The sequence below is a fragment of the Halomonas sp. BC2 genome (assembly GCF_002078115.1).
Lineage (GTDB): Bacteria > Pseudomonadota > Gammaproteobacteria > Pseudomonadales > Halomonadaceae > Vreelandella > Vreelandella stevensii.
This window is the reverse complement of record NZ_LFGT01000004.1, coordinates 73,801-92,018: the sequence shown is the minus strand read 5'-3', so window position 1 is coordinate 92,018 and position 18,218 is coordinate 73,801. Positions and strand designations below refer to the sequence as shown.

17 protein-coding genes and 2 pseudogenes are annotated in these 18,218 nt (G+C 61.3%); 5 read left to right on the top strand and 14 right to left on the bottom strand.

Annotation, left to right across the window (positions count from 1 at the left end):
* Window positions 1–11: 11 nt before the first annotated feature.
* The 3 genes from B7L71_RS03030 to B7L71_RS03020 form a co-directional block, all read right to left on the bottom strand.
* Window positions 12–1,007 (bottom strand): Bug family tripartite tricarboxylate transporter substrate binding protein, encoded by a 996-nt coding sequence (locus tag B7L71_RS03030; RefSeq protein WP_081135916.1) that lies wholly within the window; start codon window positions 1,005–1,007, stop codon window positions 12–14.
* 154 nt (window positions 1,008–1,161) lie between these two features.
* The gene (locus B7L71_RS03025; RefSeq protein WP_039178626.1) at window positions 1,162–1,890 is read right to left on the bottom strand and encodes a response regulator; all 729 of its coding nucleotides are present in this window, start codon (window positions 1,888–1,890) and stop codon (window positions 1,162–1,164) included.
* A 43-nt stretch (window positions 1,891–1,933) separates the two neighbouring features.
* Window positions 1,934–3,628, bottom strand: a complete 1,695-nt coding sequence (locus B7L71_RS03020) for a sensor histidine kinase (RefSeq protein ID WP_081135914.1) — start codon at window positions 3,626–3,628, stop codon at window positions 1,934–1,936.
* Between the two features lie 125 nt (window positions 3,629–3,753).
* Here B7L71_RS03020 and B7L71_RS03015 point away from each other — a divergent pair, with 125 nt between their 5' ends.
* Window positions 3,754–4,500 (top strand): DUF481 domain-containing protein, encoded by a 747-nt coding sequence (locus B7L71_RS03015; RefSeq protein ID WP_081135913.1) that lies wholly within the window; start codon window positions 3,754–3,756, stop codon window positions 4,498–4,500.
* Window positions 4,501–4,509: 9 nt separating this feature from the next.
* Here the strand turns inward: B7L71_RS03015 and B7L71_RS03010 are convergent, their stop codons facing one another.
* Genes B7L71_RS03010 through B7L71_RS03000 form a run of 3 tightly spaced genes read right to left on the bottom strand, consistent with a single transcriptional unit; the run spans window position 4,510 to window position 7,128 of the window.
* Window positions 4,510–5,283: an ABC transporter permease gene (locus B7L71_RS03010; protein WP_016915378.1), complete on the bottom strand. Its 774-nt coding sequence runs from the start codon at window positions 5,281–5,283 to the stop codon at window positions 4,510–4,512.
* Window positions 5,284–5,293: 10 nt separating this feature from the next.
* Window positions 5,294–6,076, bottom strand: a complete 783-nt coding sequence (locus tag B7L71_RS03005; RefSeq protein WP_081135912.1) for an ABC transporter ATP-binding protein — start codon at window positions 6,074–6,076, stop codon at window positions 5,294–5,296.
* Entirely contained in the window at window positions 6,076–7,128 is a 1,053-nt protein-coding gene (locus tag B7L71_RS03000; RefSeq protein WP_040461079.1) for an ABC transporter substrate-binding protein, read from the bottom strand. The genes B7L71_RS03005 and B7L71_RS03000 overlap by 1 nt, the downstream gene beginning before the upstream one ends.
* A 257-nt stretch (window positions 7,129–7,385) precedes the next feature.
* Between B7L71_RS03000 and B7L71_RS02995 the strand changes: the two are divergent.
* Window positions 7,386–7,616: pseudogene (locus B7L71_RS02995) on the top strand (BCCT family transporter); the annotation flags it as partial.
* A gap of 44 nt (window positions 7,617–7,660) precedes the next feature.
* Here B7L71_RS02995 and B7L71_RS02990 read toward each other — a convergent pair.
* Both B7L71_RS02990 and folK read right to left on the bottom strand, forming a co-directional pair.
* Complete coding sequence (locus tag B7L71_RS02990; RefSeq protein WP_081136028.1) at window positions 7,661–8,482, bottom strand: flagellin N-terminal helical domain-containing protein; 822 nt, start codon at window positions 8,480–8,482, stop codon at window positions 7,661–7,663.
* A gap of 82 nt (window positions 8,483–8,564) precedes the next feature.
* Window positions 8,565–8,984 carry a 2-amino-4-hydroxy-6-hydroxymethyldihydropteridine diphosphokinase gene (folK, locus tag B7L71_RS02985; RefSeq protein ID WP_081135911.1) on the bottom strand — a complete coding sequence of 140 codons (420 nt, stop codon included), beginning with the start codon at window positions 8,982–8,984 and terminating at the stop codon, window positions 8,565–8,567.
* Window positions 8,985–9,240: 256 nt separating this feature from the next.
* Here folK and B7L71_RS02980 point away from each other — a divergent pair, with 256 nt between their 5' ends.
* Window positions 9,241–9,990, top strand: coding sequence for an SDR family oxidoreductase (locus B7L71_RS02980; RefSeq protein ID WP_081135910.1), 750 nt, complete (start codon window positions 9,241–9,243; stop codon window positions 9,988–9,990).
* A 68-nt stretch (window positions 9,991–10,058) separates the two neighbouring features.
* Here B7L71_RS02980 and ybiO read toward each other — a convergent pair whose 3' ends face one another.
* The 5 genes and pseudogenes from ybiO to trhO form a co-directional block, all read right to left on the bottom strand.
* A complete protein-coding gene (gene ybiO / locus B7L71_RS02975) occupies window positions 10,059–12,413 on the bottom strand; it encodes a mechanosensitive channel protein (protein ID WP_081135908.1) in 2,355 nt (784 codons plus the stop codon).
* Between the two features lie 271 nt (window positions 12,414–12,684).
* The gene (locus B7L71_RS02970) at window positions 12,685–13,116 is read right to left on the bottom strand and encodes a YqaA family protein (RefSeq protein ID WP_081135907.1); all 432 of its coding nucleotides are present in this window, start codon (window positions 13,114–13,116) and stop codon (window positions 12,685–12,687) included.
* A gap of 16 nt (window positions 13,117–13,132) precedes the next feature.
* On the bottom strand, window positions 13,133–13,957 hold the full coding sequence (locus B7L71_RS02965; protein WP_081135905.1) for an IclR family transcriptional regulator domain-containing protein: 825 nt from the start codon (window positions 13,955–13,957) through the stop codon (window positions 13,133–13,135).
* 101 nt (window positions 13,958–14,058) lie between these two features.
* Window positions 14,059–14,190, bottom strand: a pseudogene (locus B7L71_RS17835) (enoyl-CoA hydratase); the annotation flags it as partial.
* Between the two features lie 222 nt (window positions 14,191–14,412).
* Window positions 14,413–15,372 carry an oxygen-dependent tRNA uridine(34) hydroxylase TrhO gene (gene trhO, locus B7L71_RS02960; protein ID WP_081135904.1) on the bottom strand — a complete coding sequence of 320 codons (960 nt, stop codon included), beginning with the start codon at window positions 15,370–15,372 and terminating at the stop codon, window positions 14,413–14,415.
* Window positions 15,373–15,614: 242 nt separating this feature from the next.
* Here trhO and B7L71_RS02955 point away from each other — a divergent pair, with 242 nt between their 5' ends.
* Window positions 15,615–16,304 (top strand): pirin family protein, encoded by a 690-nt coding sequence (locus B7L71_RS02955; protein WP_081135902.1) that lies wholly within the window; start codon window positions 15,615–15,617, stop codon window positions 16,302–16,304.
* A gap of 53 nt (window positions 16,305–16,357) precedes the next feature.
* Here the strand turns inward: B7L71_RS02955 and serA are convergent, their stop codons facing one another.
* Window positions 16,358–17,602, bottom strand: coding sequence for a phosphoglycerate dehydrogenase (serA, locus tag B7L71_RS02950; RefSeq protein ID WP_081135900.1), 1,245 nt, complete (start codon window positions 17,600–17,602; stop codon window positions 16,358–16,360).
* Window positions 17,603–17,876: 274 nt separating this feature from the next.
* On the opposite strand from serA, the gene B7L71_RS02945 reads away from it, so the two are divergent.
* A complete protein-coding gene (locus B7L71_RS02945) occupies window positions 17,877–18,161 on the top strand; it encodes an exodeoxyribonuclease VII small subunit (protein ID WP_016915392.1) in 285 nt (94 codons plus the stop codon).
* Window positions 18,162–18,218: the final 57 nt, after the last annotated feature.

Here is an 18,218-nt window from a genome sequence, read left to right as displayed (position 1 = left end):
TGAAACGGGGGTTATTGAGCCAGCAAGCCCAGGTCGCTCAGGACACTGCTGAACTGCTCTTTCTGCTCATCCAGGAAGGCGCCAAACGCTTCGCTATCCTGGTAGGCATCGATCCAGCCCAACTGGTCGCGAGCCTGCTGCCAGCCATCGGTTTCGAGCATTTCGGCAAACAGGTCTTCGTAGTAGGCCACGGCTTCGGCAGGCATGTCAGGGGTGCCCATCACGCCACGCCAGATATCGAAGGTGTAGTCCACACCCTGTTCCTGGTACGTGGGCACGTCGGCCAGAGCACCGCCCAGGCGCTCAGGGGCAGATACGCCCAGCGCACGCAGTTGGCTGCCTTCGCCCAGCTGGCCCACGGACTCACCCGCGCCAGTAATGACCGCCTCGATATGGCCACCCATCAGGTTGGTCATGGCATCGCCACCCCCCGAGAAGGGGATGTAGTTCACCGAGGAAGCATCGAGACCCGCCGCAGAGGCCAGGCCAGCCACCGAGATGTGGTCCATCGAGCCTGGCGCACTGCCGCCACCCACGCTCAGACGCGGGTTCTCTTTCATCGCATCGAACAGATCGGTGATGGTCTGATATTCGGAATCCGCCGCTACCAGAATGATGGAGTAGTCGGTGATCAGGCGCGCCACGGGGGTGAAATCCGTGTGGTCGTAGCGCGAAGCACCTGCCAGCGGCACCAGGATGATGGGCGGACTGGTGGCGAACAGCTTGTGCGGGTTACCGCTGTCACGGGCGATCTGCGCCCATGCCACGGCACCGCCGCCGCCAGGCACGTTGATGGCCGCAAAGTTACGGTCTGCCAGCTGCTCTTCCTGCAACACGCGGGAAACGGTACGCACCAGCGTATCCCAGCCACCGCCCGGGTTGGCAGGCGCGACGAATTCGATGGAACGGCTTGGGGTCCACTCCTGGGCCTGTACGCCAGTGGTCATGGCGAGGGCTGCCAGAGGCAGAGCAAATACAGCGGCGCGCTTGAAGGAAAGCGAGGTCATGGGCGTTCTCCACAGTCAATTATGTTGTTATGCGCGGTGATCGACACGCGGCAATTGTGGTTACACTGCGAACGTTAGAAGAAAGCCACCTTTCAGGACAAGCTTGTGACCATAAACGACAAATTGTTCTTTATGGTCGTTTTGTTCATTTTGTTCACGCATCCAGCCAGCCGTGATCGCCCTTCAATAAGCGGTAGCGCCGCTCGGGTCGCCCAACATCCCCGTAACCCAGCTCGGCGCCTACGGCCTGCTCGGCCACGAGAAACTCCAGATAGCGGCGTGCCGTCGAACGGCTGGCGCCCATGGTACGCGCCACCTGCATGGCGGTCAGGGCGCCGCTGTCTGCTGCCAAGGCTTCTACCACACGGCGCAGGGTCAAGCGGTCGATGCCCTTGGGCAAGCTGCGCTGAGGGGCGCGTGCAGGCTCGCTGGGCGTCACCCGGGCCAGCACATGGTCCAGCTCGTCCTGGTTCAGCTCGGCGCGGTTGGCCAGCGCCTCCCGTTCGCGCCGAAAACGTGCCAGCATCTGGTTCATTCTTGCCGCTTCGATGGGTTTGATCAGGTAATCGAACACCCCGCCACGCAGCGCCTCGCTGATGGTCTCCACCTCACGGGCCGCCGTCACCATGACGATATCCACGTGCACATGGTCGCGACGAATCGACCACAAAAGCTCCAGCCCTTCCACGTCGGGCAGGTAGGCATCCAGCAGAATCAGCTGTATTTGCGAGGCGTGTTCGGCCATCAGCGCTTTGGCTTCGCTGCCGTTGCGCGCCATACCCACCACATAAAAACCGTCGCTTTGCTCGATGAAGGCGCGGTGAATATCGGCGATGCGGAAATCGTCTTCGACGACCAGAATGCCGTATTGCGTCGCAGACATGCGTCATCCTCTTGTTAACGTCGTTATTATGAGTGTGAACCGTTTAGCCTGGTGGGCCGGGTTCATCGCTGCGGGCACATAGCGAGCGGTCCAGCACGGCAATGAAACAGGCGCCCCCCAGCTCGCTCTCTTCCAGGGTGATCGCGCCACCGTGCTGGCGACACAGCCGCTCCACCAGCGCCAGGCCAATGCCGCGGTGCTTGCCGGTCTTGGTCGAAAAGCCCTCCTTGAAGATCGACCCGGCGTGCTCCGCAGGGACCCCTGCCCCATTGTCTTCGACCTCGACCAACAGCTGTTCGCCCAAATCCGTGAAGAACAGCCGTACCTTGGGTTCGCTGGAGTAGGGGCCATTCAGTGCCGCATGACAGGCATTATCCAGCAAATTGCCCACCACGCTCATCATGACCTCTTGCCCCGTTGCGGTCAGCGGGCAGGAGAGCGAGCTTTGTTCGTCGATTTCCAGTGCCACGCCCAGTTCACGGGCGCGGGTCAGTTTGCCCAGCAGCGTGCCGCTCAGCACCGCATCGGCCACATGGCGCATCAGGAAGTTCATCTGTGCCTGGGCACGCTCGGTTTCCTGATGAATCAGGGCCAGCGCCTCCTCGATGCGCTGCAACTGCAGCAGCCCGGAAATGGTGTAGAGCTTGTTGGAGAACTCGTGGGCCTGGGCGCGCAGCATGTCCACATCGCGGCTGGCCTGGGTCAGCGCCTGGGAGAGGTCGATGATTTCCCGGCGGCTACGGAAGGTCGCCACGGCGCCTTCGATCTCGCCCTCGTGAATGATGGGCACACGGTTGACCACTACCGGGTGATCCCCCAGCCACATTTCCTGGTCGAACTCCTGTTCACCGCGTCTGAGCACCTCCAGCAGGCGGGAGTTAGGCACCACCTCGCGGATGGGCTGCCCCAACAGCACGTGCTCGTCGGGCAGCTCTAAAAAGCGGCGCGCCTGCTGGTTCACCAGGGTAATGTGGCCGTCTCGATTGACCGCCAGAATACCTTCGTGAATCGATTGCAGGATGGCTTCCTTTTCCATGGCGAGACGGGCAATTTCGTAGGGTTCGAGGCCGAGAATGATCTTCTTGAGGTGCTGCGACAACCAATAAGCACCGGCAAACCCGAGCACGATCATCATGACCACCAGTATCCAGCCCAGCTTGGTGTAGCGCGCCACGTCCATGTCCACGCGGTCGAGCATGAAGCCGACGGAAACCACGCCGATGATGTTGCCCTCTTCATCCCAAATCGGCGTTTTGCCGCGCATGGCGGTGCCCAGGGTGCCGGTGGCTTCGGACACGTAGGATTGACCATAGATCAGCGCTTGATCGTTATCATCCCCCACCATGCGCTCGCCGATGCGCTCGGGCACCGGGTGGGAGTAGCGTATCGACTGGGCGTTGCCCACCACCACATAGCGCGCGCCCGTCTCCTGGCGCACCCGCTCGGCCAGCGGCTGAATGAAGTGGGAGGGCTCGGGCGTGGAGAAGGCATCGACGATTTGCGGCATGGCCGCCACGGTCTTGGCGACCGCCAGCGCCCGCTCGCCCATTTGATAGGTGATAATGTCGGCTTTACGGTAGTTCAGGTAGGTCCCTTGGGCCAGCAGCATACCCGCCAGCAGCAGGCCCACCAGGATCATGACCTGTAAGCGAAAGCTGCGTTTGTACCAACGTCGCTTGGCGCGCGTGCGACGCCAGCGCTGCAGTTCGGCCAGGGTGCGTGGGCGGGGCTCGGTCATAAGGGAACTCGTGATGCGCAAGAGCGTCATTATGGCACGCACCGCCAGGCGGCGTTAGGCTTTGCGCTTTTTCACCCAGCGGCTTATATACTCCCTGCCCACCGCAACACTCAAGGAGGAGAAAAGTGCGACACCTTTCACGCTACCTGTTACTGGCCAGCTGCCCGCTGTGGGCGGGGGCTGCCGCAGCCAACCCCTTTTATGCGCCACCGCCGCCCCAGGAAGATGCGCCCATCTTCAGCGGCGACGCCGAGCTTGGTTTCAACCAGCTCTCCGGCAATACCGACAGCCGCACGCTGATCGGCAAAACACTGCTCACTTGGCTGACCGGCGACTTCACCCACTCGTTTCGGGCAGAAGTGCGCAATGTCAGCAAGGATGGCAACACCAGCGCGGAGCAGTACCTCGTGGCGGGGCGGGAGCGCTATGACTTCAACGGCCCGCATTATCTGTTTGGGTTTGCCCGCTGGGAAAAGGACCGCTTTGCGGGCTACGATCAGCAGCTCACCGCCATTGGCGGCTATGGTCGACAGATTGTGGATGGCGAGCGCCACTATCTTTCTCTGGAAGCAGGGCCCGGCTATCGCCATGACCGGCTGCGTGACGATGAGAACGAGCGGCTGGGCGTGGCCTACTCGGCGCTGGACTACCGCTGGGAGTTCTCCCAGTTCGCGGATCTACGCCAGGAGATGTCGGTGGAGTATACCCATGAGAACACCACCTCGCGCTCGCTGTCGGCCCTCACGGCACGCCTGAATTCGCGGCTGTCGCTGCGCCTGTCTCATGAGATCAAGCGCAACTCCCAGCCCCCCGAAGAGGCCAGCGAGCGTACCGACCATACCACCAGCGCGTCGCTCCTCTACCGCTGGTAGCCTGACCGGCTACTGGCGCTGCTGCCCTCGGTGTGCCCAGGCGGTCATGCGCTTTTCCAGCAGCGAGAACAGCTCGTACATCACCATGGCCATGGCACTGATCACCAGCAGCCCGGCAAATACCAGCCCCATGCGCATCTGCGAGCCCGCGCTCATCATGAGGTAGCCAATGCCCTGGTTGGAGGCCACGGTCTCGGACACCACCGTGCCCACGAAGGCCAGCGTAATGGCGATTTTCAGCGAGGCGAAGAAGTACGGCAGCGAACGCGGCAAGCCCACCTTGAGCAGCACATCGATGCGCCGTGCGCCCAGCACTCTCAACACATCTTCCATCTCAGGCTCCAGGGTTGCCAGGCCGGTGGCCACGTTCACCACGATGGGGAAGAAGCAGATCAGAAAAGCGGTGAGTATCGCGGGCACCGAGCCGATGCCGAACCAGACCACCAGAATGGGCACGAAGGCCACCTTGGGAATGGCGTTGAACCCCACCAGCAGCGGGTAGCAGGCGTTGTACAAAAAGCGCGACGAGCCGATGATGAAGCCCAGCAACAGCCCCACGGCAACGCCCAGGCCAAAGCCAATCAACGTGGTCCAGAAGGTTTGCCAGGAGTGCTTGCCGATGGGCCCGGCGTAGGTCACCAGCGCCTGAACCGTGTCCAGCGCGCTGGGAAAAATAAAGCTGGGCACGTTGAACAGGCGTACCGTCACTTCCCAGATCACCACCAGCCCCGCCATGGCGATCCAGGGAGCCAGCCGCTCGGCCAGCTTGCGATTGTGGTTCATGGGCATTCCTTCAGGCGCTGCGCACTTCACCGATCTGGGCGCGCAGCGACTGCACCAGGTCAATGAACGGTTTCTGGTAAGTGGTTTCCAGCGCCCGAGGGCGAGGCAGTTCGATGGTGCGCCGCTCGATCACGCGCCCCGGACGACGGCTCATGACATAGACGGTGTCGGCCAGGAAAGCGGCCTCGCGTAGGTCATGGGTCACCAACACCACGGTAAAGCGCTGGGCCTCCCACAGGTCACGCAAGACGCACCAGAGCTCTTCACGGGTGAACGCATCCAGCGCGCCAAAGGGCTCGTCCAGCATCAGCAAGCGCGGCCGATGAATCAGCGCGCGACAGATGGACGCCCGCTGCTGCATGCCCCCCGACAGCTCCCAGGGGTACTTGTTTTCATGCTCGGCCAGGCCCACCGTCTCGAGCAGCGCCCGAGCCCAGCCTTTGAACTCTTCCCGGCGCTTGCGAAACTGCTTCCGATAGGGCTCGACGATTTCCAGCGGCAGCAGCACGTTGTCCAGAGTGGTACGCCAGGGCAGCAGGTTGGCATTCTGGAACGCCATGCCGGTGATTTTCAAAGGCCCGGTCACGGGCAGCCCATCCACCTGAATGCTTCCCTGCGTAGGGGCATGCAGGCCGGTACACAGCTTCATGAAAGTGGATTTGCCACATCCTGACGGCCCTACGAAGGCGACGAACTCGCCTTCGTGGATCGACAGGTCGATATCTTCGATGGCGTTGCCCGAGCCGTCGTACGCCAGGCTGACGTCATCGAAGCGGACGAACGCTGCCGACATCACTCCGCCTCCGGCAGCAGCATGCGCTCTTCTACCGGCGGCAGGTAGCGGGAGTCAAAGACCTGATCGGGGGATGGCAACGTGGGCAGATCGTAAGCATCCGCCACCAGCTGAATCGCCTGGCTCAGCCGCGCGTCATCCACGCCGCCCACGCCATGCTCACGGGCATCGGGGGTATCCACCACGCTCTCCAGCGCCAGCTTCAAACGGCGAGTCTCCATCTCGACATCGATCAGGCCATCGCGGTTACGCACGTACTCGATGGCCGCTTCGGGGTCTGCCAGGGTCTCTCCCAGCGCACGGTTGAAGGCGCGCAGGAAGCCCTGCACGGCCTCGGGGTTGGCATCGGCAAAGGCATCACTGACCAGAATCGCGTTGCCGTACAGCGGGACGCCGTAGTCGGGGAACGGCATGATGGTCAGCTCGTCTTCGCTCATGCCGCGCTCTTCCAGATTGAGCAGGCTGGTGAAGTAGAAGCCGGTGATGGCATCGACATCGCCCCGGGTCAGCAGGGTTTCGCGTAGCGCAGGGTCGACGTTTTGCCACGCCACTGCGTCGGCTTCCAGCCCATTGGCAGCGGCAAAGATGCCCCAGGCGCGATAGCCGGTGTCGAAGGCCGGGGCGGCGATGGTTTTGCCTGCCAGGTCAGCGGGGCTCTCGATGCCGCTCTCCTTGCGCGCAAACACCGCCGCGGGCGTGCCGTCATAAACGATATAAACGCCCTTGATGCCGGGGCCTTCCGGGTTTTCCGCAAGGAATTCGACCAGCGCGTTGAGATCGCCAAAGCCCATCTCATAGGCACCCGAGGCCACCCGGTTCACCGCCCCTGCCGAGCCGCTTCCCGAATCGATCTGAACCTGCAGGCCTTCTTCGGCGAAGTAGCCTTTTTCGGCTGCCATCAGAAACGGCGCTGCCGGGCCTTCGAAGCGCCAGTCCAGCTGGAAGCGAATCGAGGTCGTCTCGGCAGCAGCGCCGAGCGGCATCATCAGCACCGCGCCAAATAGCGCTAGCGGAAACAAAGAGGAACGGGCAGTACGGGAGCGAGTCGGCATGGCAGTGAGCACCTTGTATACAATATTGATGATGCTTTGCAGCAACGCTGCCATCTTTTGCTTTTTACTGTTCATTCATGCGCTTAGATAAGCGAACGGGTCCCTCATTGCGCCTGAAAGCGCCAAAATGGTGCGCACCACACCCATCTCGCACCATTAGAAAACATTTTGGCCAAATCGTTAGACTTTGGTCTAACCCGACGGTATACTGTGCTCAGTTTCCTGTCCTCGCGCCATTCATTGAATGGCGCTTTTTTTTGGTTCTGGCGGTGGCGGTGCTCGCCCCTTTGGCGACGACCGTCTGGTTCACGCTGCTGGGCGGTACCGGCATTTACTACCAATTGACCGACGTGATCGATATCACCGAGGCACTCGAAAACTTCCAGTTCGACGTGGCTACCCTCACCGTGGCCCAGGCACTGCCTGGCGGCACCTGGATGGCCATGGCCATCTTGCTGCTGACCACCATCTTCGTGGCCGCAAGCGGCTTATGCCATGGCGCGAGAGCAAGGGCTCATCGACTGATCTCGGCTTACAAGCCTTGCAGCAGCCGTAGAATCACCTGCGGCTGCTGGTTGACCTGAGCCAGCATGGAGATGCCGACCTGCTGCAACAGCTGGGCACGAATCAGGTTGGAAACTTCCTGCGCGTAATCAGCGTCCTGGATGCGTGACTGGGCAGCAGAGGTGTTGATGATGTTGGTATTGAGTCCGTCGATCACGCTTTCGAAGCGGTTCTGCACGGCGCCCAGGTAGCTGCGCTGGCGGTCGACCAGCTTCATGGCTTCATCCACCACGTCCATGGGCTTGCCGGTGGCCGTGCCATCGTCCAGCACGCTAAAACCTTCCAGACCAAGCGCCTGAAGCCCCATGGCGGAAAAACGAATGCCAATCACATCCCCCGCATTGGCACCCACCTGAATGTTCAGGGTCCGATCTGCGTTGATCAGAGGAATGCCGTTGAAGTTACTCTGCTCAGTGACACGGGTGATCTCTTCCAGGCGCTGATCGATTTCCAGCTGAATAGAGGCCAAATCTTCGGAAGAGTTGGTGCCGTTGAGGGCTTGAACGCTCAGCTCACGGATACGTTGAAGGTTGTCGTTGATCTGGTTCAGCGAGCCTTCCGCCGTTTGCACCATGGAAATGCCATCGTTGGTGTTACGAATGGCCTGGGTCATGCCTCGAATCTGCGCGCCCATGCGATTGGCAATGGCCTGACCGGCGGGGTCGTCCTTGGCGCTATTGATACGCAAGCCGGAAGACAGGCGCTGCATGGAGGTCTGCATGGCCTGCTGGCTCGTACGCAAATTGTTCATCACCAGCAGCGACGTGATGTTGGTCGCAAGGCTAAGCACGGGCATGACCTCGAAAGTAAACGCGCAGGGCACGATTAGCGTAATTATCGGCCGCCCCCCCGAAAACGTGAGGCCTGTCGCATCAATTATGTCGGACAGGGCCCGCACTGATTAGCGAGCGCCCGCTGTCGGCTAGCACAGCATCGACTGGGCCACGCACGTAGTCGTGCTGAAAATAGCTTTCGTCCACTATCTCGCCATCCCAGGCCACGATGTCCAAATCCATGGTACGTGGCCCCGACTTGATCAGCCCACGCACGCGTCCCAGGCGATGCTCGACATCCTTCAAATAGGCCTTGAAGGCGCGCCGCTCCAGCGTGGTGCGAACCACCAGCGCAGCATTGAGAAAGTCGGGCTGCTGCTGAAAGCCAACCGGCGCCGTACGAACAGCCTCCGAGTGGGCGACCAGCTCACACTCGCTGCTCAAAATGTCCAGTGCTCGGGCAAAATGGTGCTCGGGTTCGATATTGGAACCCAGTGAAATCACGCACTCATGATGCATGGTGTCAGTCGCTCCATGTGACGACGTTGATGGCATAGCAGCATTCCATATAAAAACCGTGATGGGGTAACCAGTTCAGGACACTGTCGAACCGCCATGGCACTCCAAAAAATAGCTCACTCAGGCTTTCTACAGAGTAAACCGCCACGCATTTCGTTCAAGCTCTGTACAATTTATTGACAAACGCTGCGCTCACGCAGAGTCTTGGTTGGCAAACCCCATCATGACACACCACACTGATAGCGAGGGACTCGTCATGCCCACACCTGCGGCACTGGTCACCGGCGGCGCCACACGGCTTGGACGCCATTTTGCAGAGGCACTGGCCGACAAAGGCTTCGATATCGCCCTGCACGTGAATAGCTCCCGAGGGGAGGCTGAAGAGGTGGCCACGGTGATTCGTCGTAAAGGGAGGGAGTGCGAGATTCTTCCCTGCGACTTTTTGAACGACTCACCGGAAACACTGATTCAACGGGCGACAGCGCGCTTTCCCGGTTTGAATGTGCTGCTCAATAGCGCCTCAGCCTATGAGCCTGCGCCCATCGCCCAGACAAACCTGGCCATGCTGGAGACCCAGTTTCGGGTCAATATGTTCACCCCGCTGCTATTGACGCGCCACTTTGCCGAGGTGGTCGAGCGCGGCCAGATCATCAATATCATCGACAACAAGGTGGCTTACCATCAGTACCCTTATGCAGCCTACCTGCTGTCCAAGAAAAGTCTGGCAGATATGACGCGCATGGCGGCGCTGGAGTTTGCACCTCGCCTGCGCATCAATGGCATCGCCCCTGGCGTCGTGCTGCCCGCATCACAGCGCACCAGCGACTATGTTCAGTGGCGCATCGAGGGTATTCCTGCCGATCACCAGGGAAGCCCAGCGCATCTCGTACAAGCCTTGTACTATTTGTTGGACAACGACTTCGTGGTGGGCCAGGTGCTGTTCGTAGATGGCGGGGAATCCATCAACCTGGTGGGACGCCACTCGGAGAACTACCCGGGCTGTTGAGTCACAGCAGCACTCCATAAATACGACAAGGCCGCCCGAAGGCGGCCTTGTCGTTGATGCAGCGAGGATCAGACATCCTCGCCGTCGGGCTTGTGGTGCTCGGCAGCCTGGTCGGAAGGTGCCTGACCACGCCGTGGGCGATGACGGTCATCCACATCGAGCTCTGCTCGTTTGGGCTGCCCTGCCGGGCTACCATCGATGGTGAAGTCCTGTTTCATGACACGCAGGTTGGCAGGCGGCGCAGAGCCGGACTTGTCCTGCCCGAAGTACAGGGTGGTATGCGGGAACGGAATCTCGATACCCGCCGAGTCGAAGCGCATCTTGACGAGGCGGTTGTATGCCCGGCCAACGCCCCACTGGTCACCCGGCGTGGTCTTGATGACCACACGGATATTGACCGAGCTGTCGGCCAGCGCAGTAACGCCCGCCACGGTCATGTCTGCCAACAGCTTGTGACTGTGCTCTGGGTTGGCTTTGAGGTCTTCGAAGGCCAACTGGAGCTGGGCAATGGCATCGTCGATGTTCTCGCGGTAGGCAATACCGTATTCGCCCACGTGATTACCGTACTCACGCATGTAGTTGGAGACCGTGTCCACACTGGAGAACGGCACGATATGGTAGGTGCCGGAAAGGTCGCGAATGCCTACCGAACGTATGCTCAACCGCTCAGCAGTGCCGGTAATACCGCCTACGGTCACGACATCGCCAGTATTCATGGCGTTTTCGACCTGGATGAAGACGCCGGTGATGACGTCCTGCACCAGCCTCTGGGCACCGAAACCGATCGCCAGACCCAGCACACCGGCACCGGCAATCAGTGGCCCGATGTTGATGCCGATCTCCGACAGAACGATCATGCCGGTAATGGTCACCATGGCAATGGTCAGTGCGTTGCGGAACAGGCTAAGCAGCGTCTTGGCACGCGCCGAGGGCTCCCCGTCGCCCGTCTCGGGGTTCAGCTTGTGCTCGATCAGGCTTTCCAGCCCCAGCCATACGCCCAGCGATACGATCAGAATGACCGCCACGCTGATCAGGTTGCCCACCAGGTTGGCACCGCGCTCGGAAGCGTACCAGGCGGCGAGATTGAACGCTCCCCAGGCATCCAGCACCACCATGATCACAGCCACGACAATGATGGTGCGCAGCACGCGCAGGGCATTGGGCACGTAGCTGTTCAGGCGCGCTTCCAGCCGCGGCAGCTTGCGCCGCAGGTCATCCGACAGCTGAATACGACGGCCGATGGCCTGGGTGAGGAAGGTGGACAGCAGCAGCCCCACCACCACCGCCACCAGCGTTTTCAGCGTGGCCATGAGCACGAAGGGCAGTGCGTCGCCCGGGCGGGTCAGGGTCAGTACGAACACCATCAGGAAGTAGAGCAGAGCAAACAGGTGCCACGTACGGGCAAAAAGGTGCAGCGAGACACGACTGGCCATCAGCGTCGAACGGTCGCCCATCAGGATCAAGTTATCACGCAGTCGAACACGGTTCTTCAGCACCACCGCCACGGCATAGACGAAGGCCAGCAGCATGATGAAGGTGCCCACGGCCTGCCCCAAGGTCGGGGCCAGGTAATAGTTGACCAGCGGTACGACCACCATCAGGCCATAGCCCACCATACCGATCAGGCGGGCGATCCAGCGATTCCAATATGAGGCTTCCTGGGCAGAAATATGCAGCAGCCGCAGTCCCTCATAGCGGGAGGAGAACAGCATGCGCACTGCCGCCTTGAGCAGCTCGATGATCAGGAACGCGTTCAGGAACAGCGAGGCCCGGGTAGACAGCTCGCCCGCTTCGCCCACCGCGAACGTGGCGATCAGGTTGCCGCCCACGTAGGCCAGCGCCACCAGCAGCACATCCACCACCGCGGCCAACGCCACGCACAGCACGAGACGCAGCACCGGGGTCAAACTGCCACCGGCCAGCGACCAGGCGCTGAGCTTGGTAAACAGCGTCTTGGCGAGACGACGGAAGGTGAAGAACAGGGCAAACGTGGCAATGATGACGATGCCGAGATTGATCGCGGCATTGGTGAAGTCGGCCATGTTGAAGGTGCCGCCACCTTGCCCCGTGAACAGGTTGCCCACGATCGAGACGGCCTGCTCCAGCTGCCCACCCACATCGCTCACCGTGCGGCTGGTCAACTCGGCCAGCTGGCGCGGCAGCGAGACGTCTTCAGGAGAGACATTGCCACCGGCAGCCGCGGCTTCCGGGGAGAGCTCGTTGGCCAGTGCGGGAGGTAGCGCCGATGCCTGATGGCGCAGCAGTTCGATCAGCTCCTGACGGGCTTGCTCGTCTTCCAGCAGATCCGCCAGCGCCGAATACGAGGGCGGCTGCTCGGCACTCGTATTCGACGCTTCATTGTCAGCGCCTAGCGTGGTTTGCGCCATGGCTGGCCCGGCCAGCAAGGCGAACAGCGTCAGCATCCAGACGCCTAGCCAAGGTAGTAAACGTAGTGACGTCACACCATAACCTCCCTTTGGGTGAGTTTTTGCGATCCTGCGACTTGCCAAGAACCTGTCTGTGCGTGCCCACACAGACACGTCCACACAGAATAGTGCATCCATCAGGAATGCAAACCTGACATAACATACGCTAGGGTAACATGCCTGACTGTCAGAGACGTTATCGCGGCTGCTTTTGGTGCGCCAACGAAGGCTTCCTCGTGCAGTTTTCAGGCAATCGCATAGCAGTGCCTTATTGGCAGTAAGGGGCCAGCCACTGCTGGGCCATGACGATCAACAGCGCATAGCGCGCGCCCTTGGCCAGCACGATCCAGAGCAGCGCCCGCCACCAGGCCAACCGCATGACGCCGGCCAGGACGGTGAGCGGGTCGCCCACCACCGGTAACCACGAGAACAGCAGGCTGTACTCACCAAAGCGATGGTACCAACGCTCTGCGCGGGCCAACCCTTGCGGTGATGCAGGGAACCAGCGACGGTCCTGAAACTGGCGGGCATAGCGGCCCATGGCCACGTTGATCACGCTGCCCAGCGTATTGCCCGCCGTGGCGACCAGCCACAACCCCAGCGCGGGCTCACCCAGGCACCAGAGCCTGGCCAGCCACACTTCAGAGCCGCCCGGCAGTAGTGTGGCACTGGCTAGTGCCACCCAAAACAGACTAAACATGAGCAATCATCGGCAATTAACGAGGCCGCTGGCCACCCATTTGCAGGGTGATGTCGTCGGCCGTGCGACGCACCAGCGCCCCCAACGCCAGCAGGCGATCTTCTGGAATGCGCGCCATGGGCCCGGAAACGGAAATGGCCGCCAAGGGGGTGGCGTGCTCGTCGAAAATACACGCGGCCACGCAGTGCAGGCCAATGGCATGCTCTTCACGGTCACAGGCAAAGCCCTGAGCACGAATGGCGGCCATTTCTGCCAACAGCGAATCGACCTGATAGCGCGTGTTTTCCGTGACGCGCGCCAGCTCATACCCACCCGCCAACAGCGCGTCGCGCTCCTCCTCGCTCATCCAGGCCAGCAGCGCCTTGCCTACCCCAGAGGCGTGCAGCGGTGCCCGCGACCCCAGCCGCGTGATCATGCGCATCATTTGCGGCGATTCGTTCTGGGCCAGGAACACCGCCGTGGCGCCATCGCGAATGCCCAGGTTGGCCGTTTCGCCGGTCTCTGCCGTCAGGCGGCGCAAAAACGGACGGCTTTTCGCCACCACGTCACGCGCTTCCAGAAAGCTGTTGCCAATGCGGAAGGTTTTCACGTCGATGCGCCACAGGCCTTGCTCGCTCTCCTGGGTGACGAACCCCTGGCTTTGCAGTGCCTGGAGTAGCCGGTGGGTCGTGGAAGGTGCCAGGTCCGCTTGCTCGGAAAGCTCCGAGAGCGCCAGCCCCAGCGGGCTGGCCGCCAGGTATTCGAGCAGCGTGAGGCCGCGTACCAACGATTGGCTATGCCCGCCGCTGGCTTTGGTGGCTCCCGCCGGACGTCCGACTGACCTGCGCTTTACTTCACTCACCTGGCACTCTCCTGAGGGCGCGTTAACATTCATAAATCAGCAGGATAACGCGCCCCGGCGGCCATGTCGCGTTTACGGAAACAAATTCCACCAATGGATCGCTAGCGGTGCCGCCAGACCGGCGGGCGTTTTTCGATAAACGCATCGATGCCCTCGGCCACGTCCTCAGCCAGCATGTTGCAGGCCATGGTGTCTCCGGCAAAGGCGTAGGCTTCTTCCAACGGCATCGCCACGGCGAGCGAACAGCACCTGGTAATAGGCCTGCTCGGAGTGGGCGCGCATCTGCTTCAAATCATGCCCCGCGCAGCAGGCAGTCGTCGAGGGAAGCAATGTGTGAAGAGGGCATGGCAGGCTCCTGAGCAAAACGTGCTGCTCAGCCTAGCGCCCGCCCGACGTGCTGATCGCTCACGACGGCCAAAGTGGCCTCTTGCAGGGCAAGCGGCCACAGGGTCGGGTTACGCTTTGTCGTGGGCCGCCTGGCGAGGGTTGTAGCCCAGCGGATGGGGTTCACCGCGGGCCTTGGCCAGCTCGATCTGGCGCTGGCGTTCGCGGGCGGCGGCGCGGGTCTTCTCGGGCAGCGAGTCGATGCAGTGCGGGCAGCTGATGCCGGGCTCGTAGGCCGACGACTGCATGTCTTCCTGAGAGATCGGCATGCGACATGCGTGGCACTGCTCGTGCTCGCCCTCGGTGAGATCATGGCGCACGGTGACGCGGTTATCGAACACGAAGCACTCGCCGCGCCACAGCGACTGCTCTTCCGGCACCTTTTCCAGGTAATTGAGCACGCCGCCCTTCAGGTGGTACACCTCTTCGAAGCCCTCTTTCAGCATGAAGCTGGAGGCTTTCTCGCAGCGAATACCGCCAGTGCAGAACATCGCCACCTTCTTGTGCTGCTCCGGGTTGTAGTGCTGGCGCACGTACTCGGGAAACTCGCGGAAGGTGGTGGTCCTGGGGTCGACCGCGCCTTCGAAGCTGCCAATCGCCACTTCGTAGTCGTTACGGGTATCGATCACCAGCACTTCCGGGTCGGAGATCACGTCGTTCCAGTTTTCCGGCTCGACGTAAGTGCCCACGGTGTCGTTGGGGTCGATGCCCGGCACGCCCAGCGTCACGATCTCCTTTTTCAGCTTCACCTTGGTGCGGTAGAACGGCGGCTCGTCGCAGAATGACTCTTTATGGTCGATATCGGCAAGGCGCGGGTCGGCGGTCAGCCAGGCCAGCAGCGCATCGATGCCTTCACGACTGCCGGCCACGGTGCCGTTGATGCCCTCTTTGGCCAACAGCAGCGTGCCTTTGACGTCGTTGGCCAGCATGGTCTGGCGCAGCGGTTCGCGCAGCGCTTCGAAGTCGTTCAGGGTGACAAATTTGTATAGCGCAGCCACCACGATGGGCGGCGTGGAAGTGGGGGTCGTCATGAAGTGCTCCTGGTAGTCGCCCTCGTAAAGGGCGGACCGGGTGAATAATCCCGCGCATGATAGCAAAAAGCGCGCCGCGCGTGCATCTGCACGCGCCTGCCAGCCACTATTCTGGCGGCCCTCAATCGTCGATTATTTCGACGCCACCATTGAGAAAGCTTCACCCCACGCCAGGCGCACTCGGTCGTATAGTAGGCGACATATAGAAGGCAACAACCTGACTGAATAACGAGGTACCGTTCATGAAGATTCGTCGTTCCAACGAGCGCGGCTATGCAGACCACGGCTGGCTGCGCTCGTACCACACCTTTTCGTTTGCCAATTACATGGACCCGGAGCACATGGGCTTTCGCGCCCTGCGGGTGATCAACGAAGACCGGGTCGCCCCGGGCCACGGCTTTGGCGCCCACCCCCACCGGGATATGGAGATCATCTCCTACGTGCTCGAAGGTGAGATGGAGCACAAGGACAACATGGGCAACGGCGAGGTCATGCGCCCCGGCGACGTACAGCGCATGTCAGCGGGCACAGGGGTAGTGCATAGCGAGTTCAACCACTCCCAGCAAAACGGCCTGCACTTTTTACAGATATGGATCCAGCCAGCCCAGCGGGGCATCGCGCCCAGCTACGAGCAGAAGGCATTCCCCACGGCCGAACGCCAAGGCCAATGGCGCCTGGTCGCGTCGCAGAGCGGCCGAGAAGGATCAGTGAGCGTCAATCAGGACGTCAATCTGTACGCCAGCCTGGTGAGCGCGGGTGATCAGCTGGCGGCGCCGCCCTCCCGTTATGCCTGGCTGCATGTGGTGAAAGGGGCCATCGAGGTGAACGGAGAAACCCTGCGCACCGGCGACGCGGTGGCTTTCAACCCAGGCGAGGACTTTGCAGTGGCAGGCAGCGAGGCCAGTGAGGTCCTGCTGTTCGACCTGGCCTGATACGCAAAACGGCCCTTTCGGGCCGTTTTGTGACGCTGCGCGGGTCGGTAATATCAGCTGTTCTGCGCCGAGTAGAGAACGCGAATCTTCAGCGTATGCTCTACCTTTTTCAGGGCTTCCAGCGCCTGCGGGCCATAGGCCTTGTCGACGTCGATGACCACGTAGCCCACCTTGTCGTTGGTCTGCAGGTACTGACCGGAGATATTGATGCCGTTCTCCGACAGCACGCGGTTGATCTGCGACAGCACGCCGGGCACGTTGTCGTGGATGTGCAGCAGACGGTGTTTGTCCGGATGGGCAGGCAGCGCCACTTCGGGGAAGTTGACCGACGTCACCGTGGTGCCGTTATCCGAGTAGGTGATCAGCTTTTCGGACACTTCGATACCGATGTTCTCCTGCGCTTCCAGCGTCGAGCCACCGATATGCGGCGTCAGGATCACGTTGTGCAGGCCACGCAGCGGGCTCTGGAACTCTTCATCGTTGCCCTTCGGCTCGACCGGGAAGACGTCGATGGCGGCACCGTTCAGCTTGCCAGACTTCACGGCATCGGCCAGCGCTTCGATCTCGACCACACTGCCCCGGGCGGCGTTGATCAGGATCGCACCATCCTTCATGGCAGCGATTTCCTTCGCCCCCATCATCCAGCGGGTAGAGGGCAGGTCCGGCACGTGCAGGCTGACCACGTCCGAACGACCCAGCAACTCCTCCAGGCTGGCGACCTGGCTGGCATTACCCATGCCTAGTTTGGTGATCACATCGTAGTAGATCACGTTGAAGCCCAGTGACTCCGCCAGCACCGACAGCTGAGCACCAATGCTGCCATAGCCCACGATACCCAGCGTCTTGCCGCGCGCCTCATGGGAGTTCTTGGCCGATTTCAACCAGCCCCCCTGGTGCGCCAACGCGTTTTTCTCGGGAATGCCACGCAGCAGCATGATGGCTTCCGCCAGCACCAGCTCGGCCACCGAGCGAGTGTTGGAGTACGGCGCATTGAAGACTGCGATACCGCGCTTGAGCGCCGCATCCAGGTCGACCTGATTGGTCCCGATACAGAAACAGCCCACGCTGACCAGTTTCTCGGCGGCATCGAACACGCGCTCCGTCAACTGCGTCCGGGAGCGAATGCCGAGGAAGTGAACATCACGGATCTTCTCGATCAGTGCCTCTTCATCCAGCGATGTAGAGAGAGACTCGATGTTTTCGTAACCCGCGTTGTGAAAATTGTCCACCGCGCTTTGGTGGACGCCCTCGAGTAGCAGGATCTTGATCTTGCTCTTTTCCAGGGACGTTTTGGCCATGGCTGAATCAACCTCTATGGTCGGCGGCAGGCGCCGTGTATCGGTTCACGGAAGGCCCGTATGGTAGCACAGCCCCCGCCTTTCTCGGTGCCTATGGATGATGAAAAGTCTGCGTTTTGAAGATGAGTCCGGCACACGTCGAGGAATCCCGCCAGCGGGAGGCAGACGCCACCCCCTTGCCTCGGTGTATACTGTGCGTTTATTTGACTGGCATCCGGCCACTTTCGCCGCCCGCACCGAGCACAGGGCCCACGACAAACGGTAGGCATTGACCATGAGCACCCCTCCCCAAGATTTTGCTGCCACGGTGACCGAGCTTGAAACCATCGTGGAACGCCTGGAGTCAGGCGAACTCTCATTGGAAGATGCCCTGACCGCCTTCGAGCAGGGCGTGCGGCTCACCCGCGATGCCCAGCAGCGCCTCGACAGTGCCGAGCTGAAAGTGCGCGCGCTCAGCGAAGCCCCCGAAGGCAAGCTGGACGTGGCTCCTTTCCATGCCACACCAGAGCCGTCAGCCGCTCAGGGACACGACGACAGCGAGGAAACGCCCCCATGGTAACGGCCCACGACACACCGCTGGCCACGCTGCGCCGCGCCAGCAACGCCCGCGTCGATG

What these genes read in the sequence shown, in the direction of transcription:
- trhO (WP_081135904.1), bottom strand. Translation starts at nt 15,372, where the DNA reads ATGACGACCCCCACTTCCACGCCGCCCATCGTGGTGGCTGCGCTATAC.
- B7L71_RS03020 (WP_081135914.1), bottom strand. Translation starts at nt 3,628, where the DNA reads ATGACCGAGCCCCGCCCACGCACCCTGGCCGAACTGCAGCGCTGGCGT.
- B7L71_RS02980 (WP_081135910.1), top strand. Translation starts at nt 9,241, where the DNA reads ATGCCCACACCTGCGGCACTGGTCACCGGCGGCGCCACACGGCTTGGA.
- B7L71_RS03005 (WP_081135912.1), bottom strand. Translation starts at nt 6,076, where the DNA reads ATGTCGGCAGCGTTCGTCCGCTTCGATGACGTCAGCCTGGCGTACGAC.
- B7L71_RS02945 (WP_016915392.1), top strand. Translation starts at nt 17,877, where the DNA reads ATGAGCACCCCTCCCCAAGATTTTGCTGCCACGGTGACCGAGCTTGAA.
- B7L71_RS03025 (WP_039178626.1), bottom strand. Translation starts at nt 1,890, where the DNA reads ATGTCTGCGACGCAATACGGCATTCTGGTCGTCGAAGACGATTTCCGC.
- serA (WP_081135900.1), bottom strand. Translation starts at nt 17,602, where the DNA reads ATGGCCAAAACGTCCCTGGAAAAGAGCAAGATCAAGATCCTGCTACTC.
- ybiO (WP_081135908.1), bottom strand. Translation starts at nt 12,413, where the DNA reads ATGCTGACGCTGTTCGCCTTGCTGGCCGGGCCAGCCATGGCGCAAACC.
- B7L71_RS02955 (WP_081135902.1), top strand. Translation starts at nt 15,615, where the DNA reads ATGAAGATTCGTCGTTCCAACGAGCGCGGCTATGCAGACCACGGCTGG.
- folK (WP_081135911.1), bottom strand. Translation starts at nt 8,984, where the DNA reads ATGCATCATGAGTGCGTGATTTCACTGGGTTCCAATATCGAACCCGAG.
- B7L71_RS03010 (WP_016915378.1), bottom strand. Translation starts at nt 5,283, where the DNA reads ATGAACCACAATCGCAAGCTGGCCGAGCGGCTGGCTCCCTGGATCGCC.
- B7L71_RS02970 (WP_081135907.1), bottom strand. Translation starts at nt 13,116, where the DNA reads ATGTTTAGTCTGTTTTGGGTGGCACTAGCCAGTGCCACACTACTGCCG.
- B7L71_RS03000 (WP_040461079.1), bottom strand. Translation starts at nt 7,128, where the DNA reads ATGCCGACTCGCTCCCGTACTGCCCGTTCCTCTTTGTTTCCGCTAGCG.
- B7L71_RS03030 (WP_081135916.1), bottom strand. Translation starts at nt 1,007, where the DNA reads ATGACCTCGCTTTCCTTCAAGCGCGCCGCTGTATTTGCTCTGCCTCTG.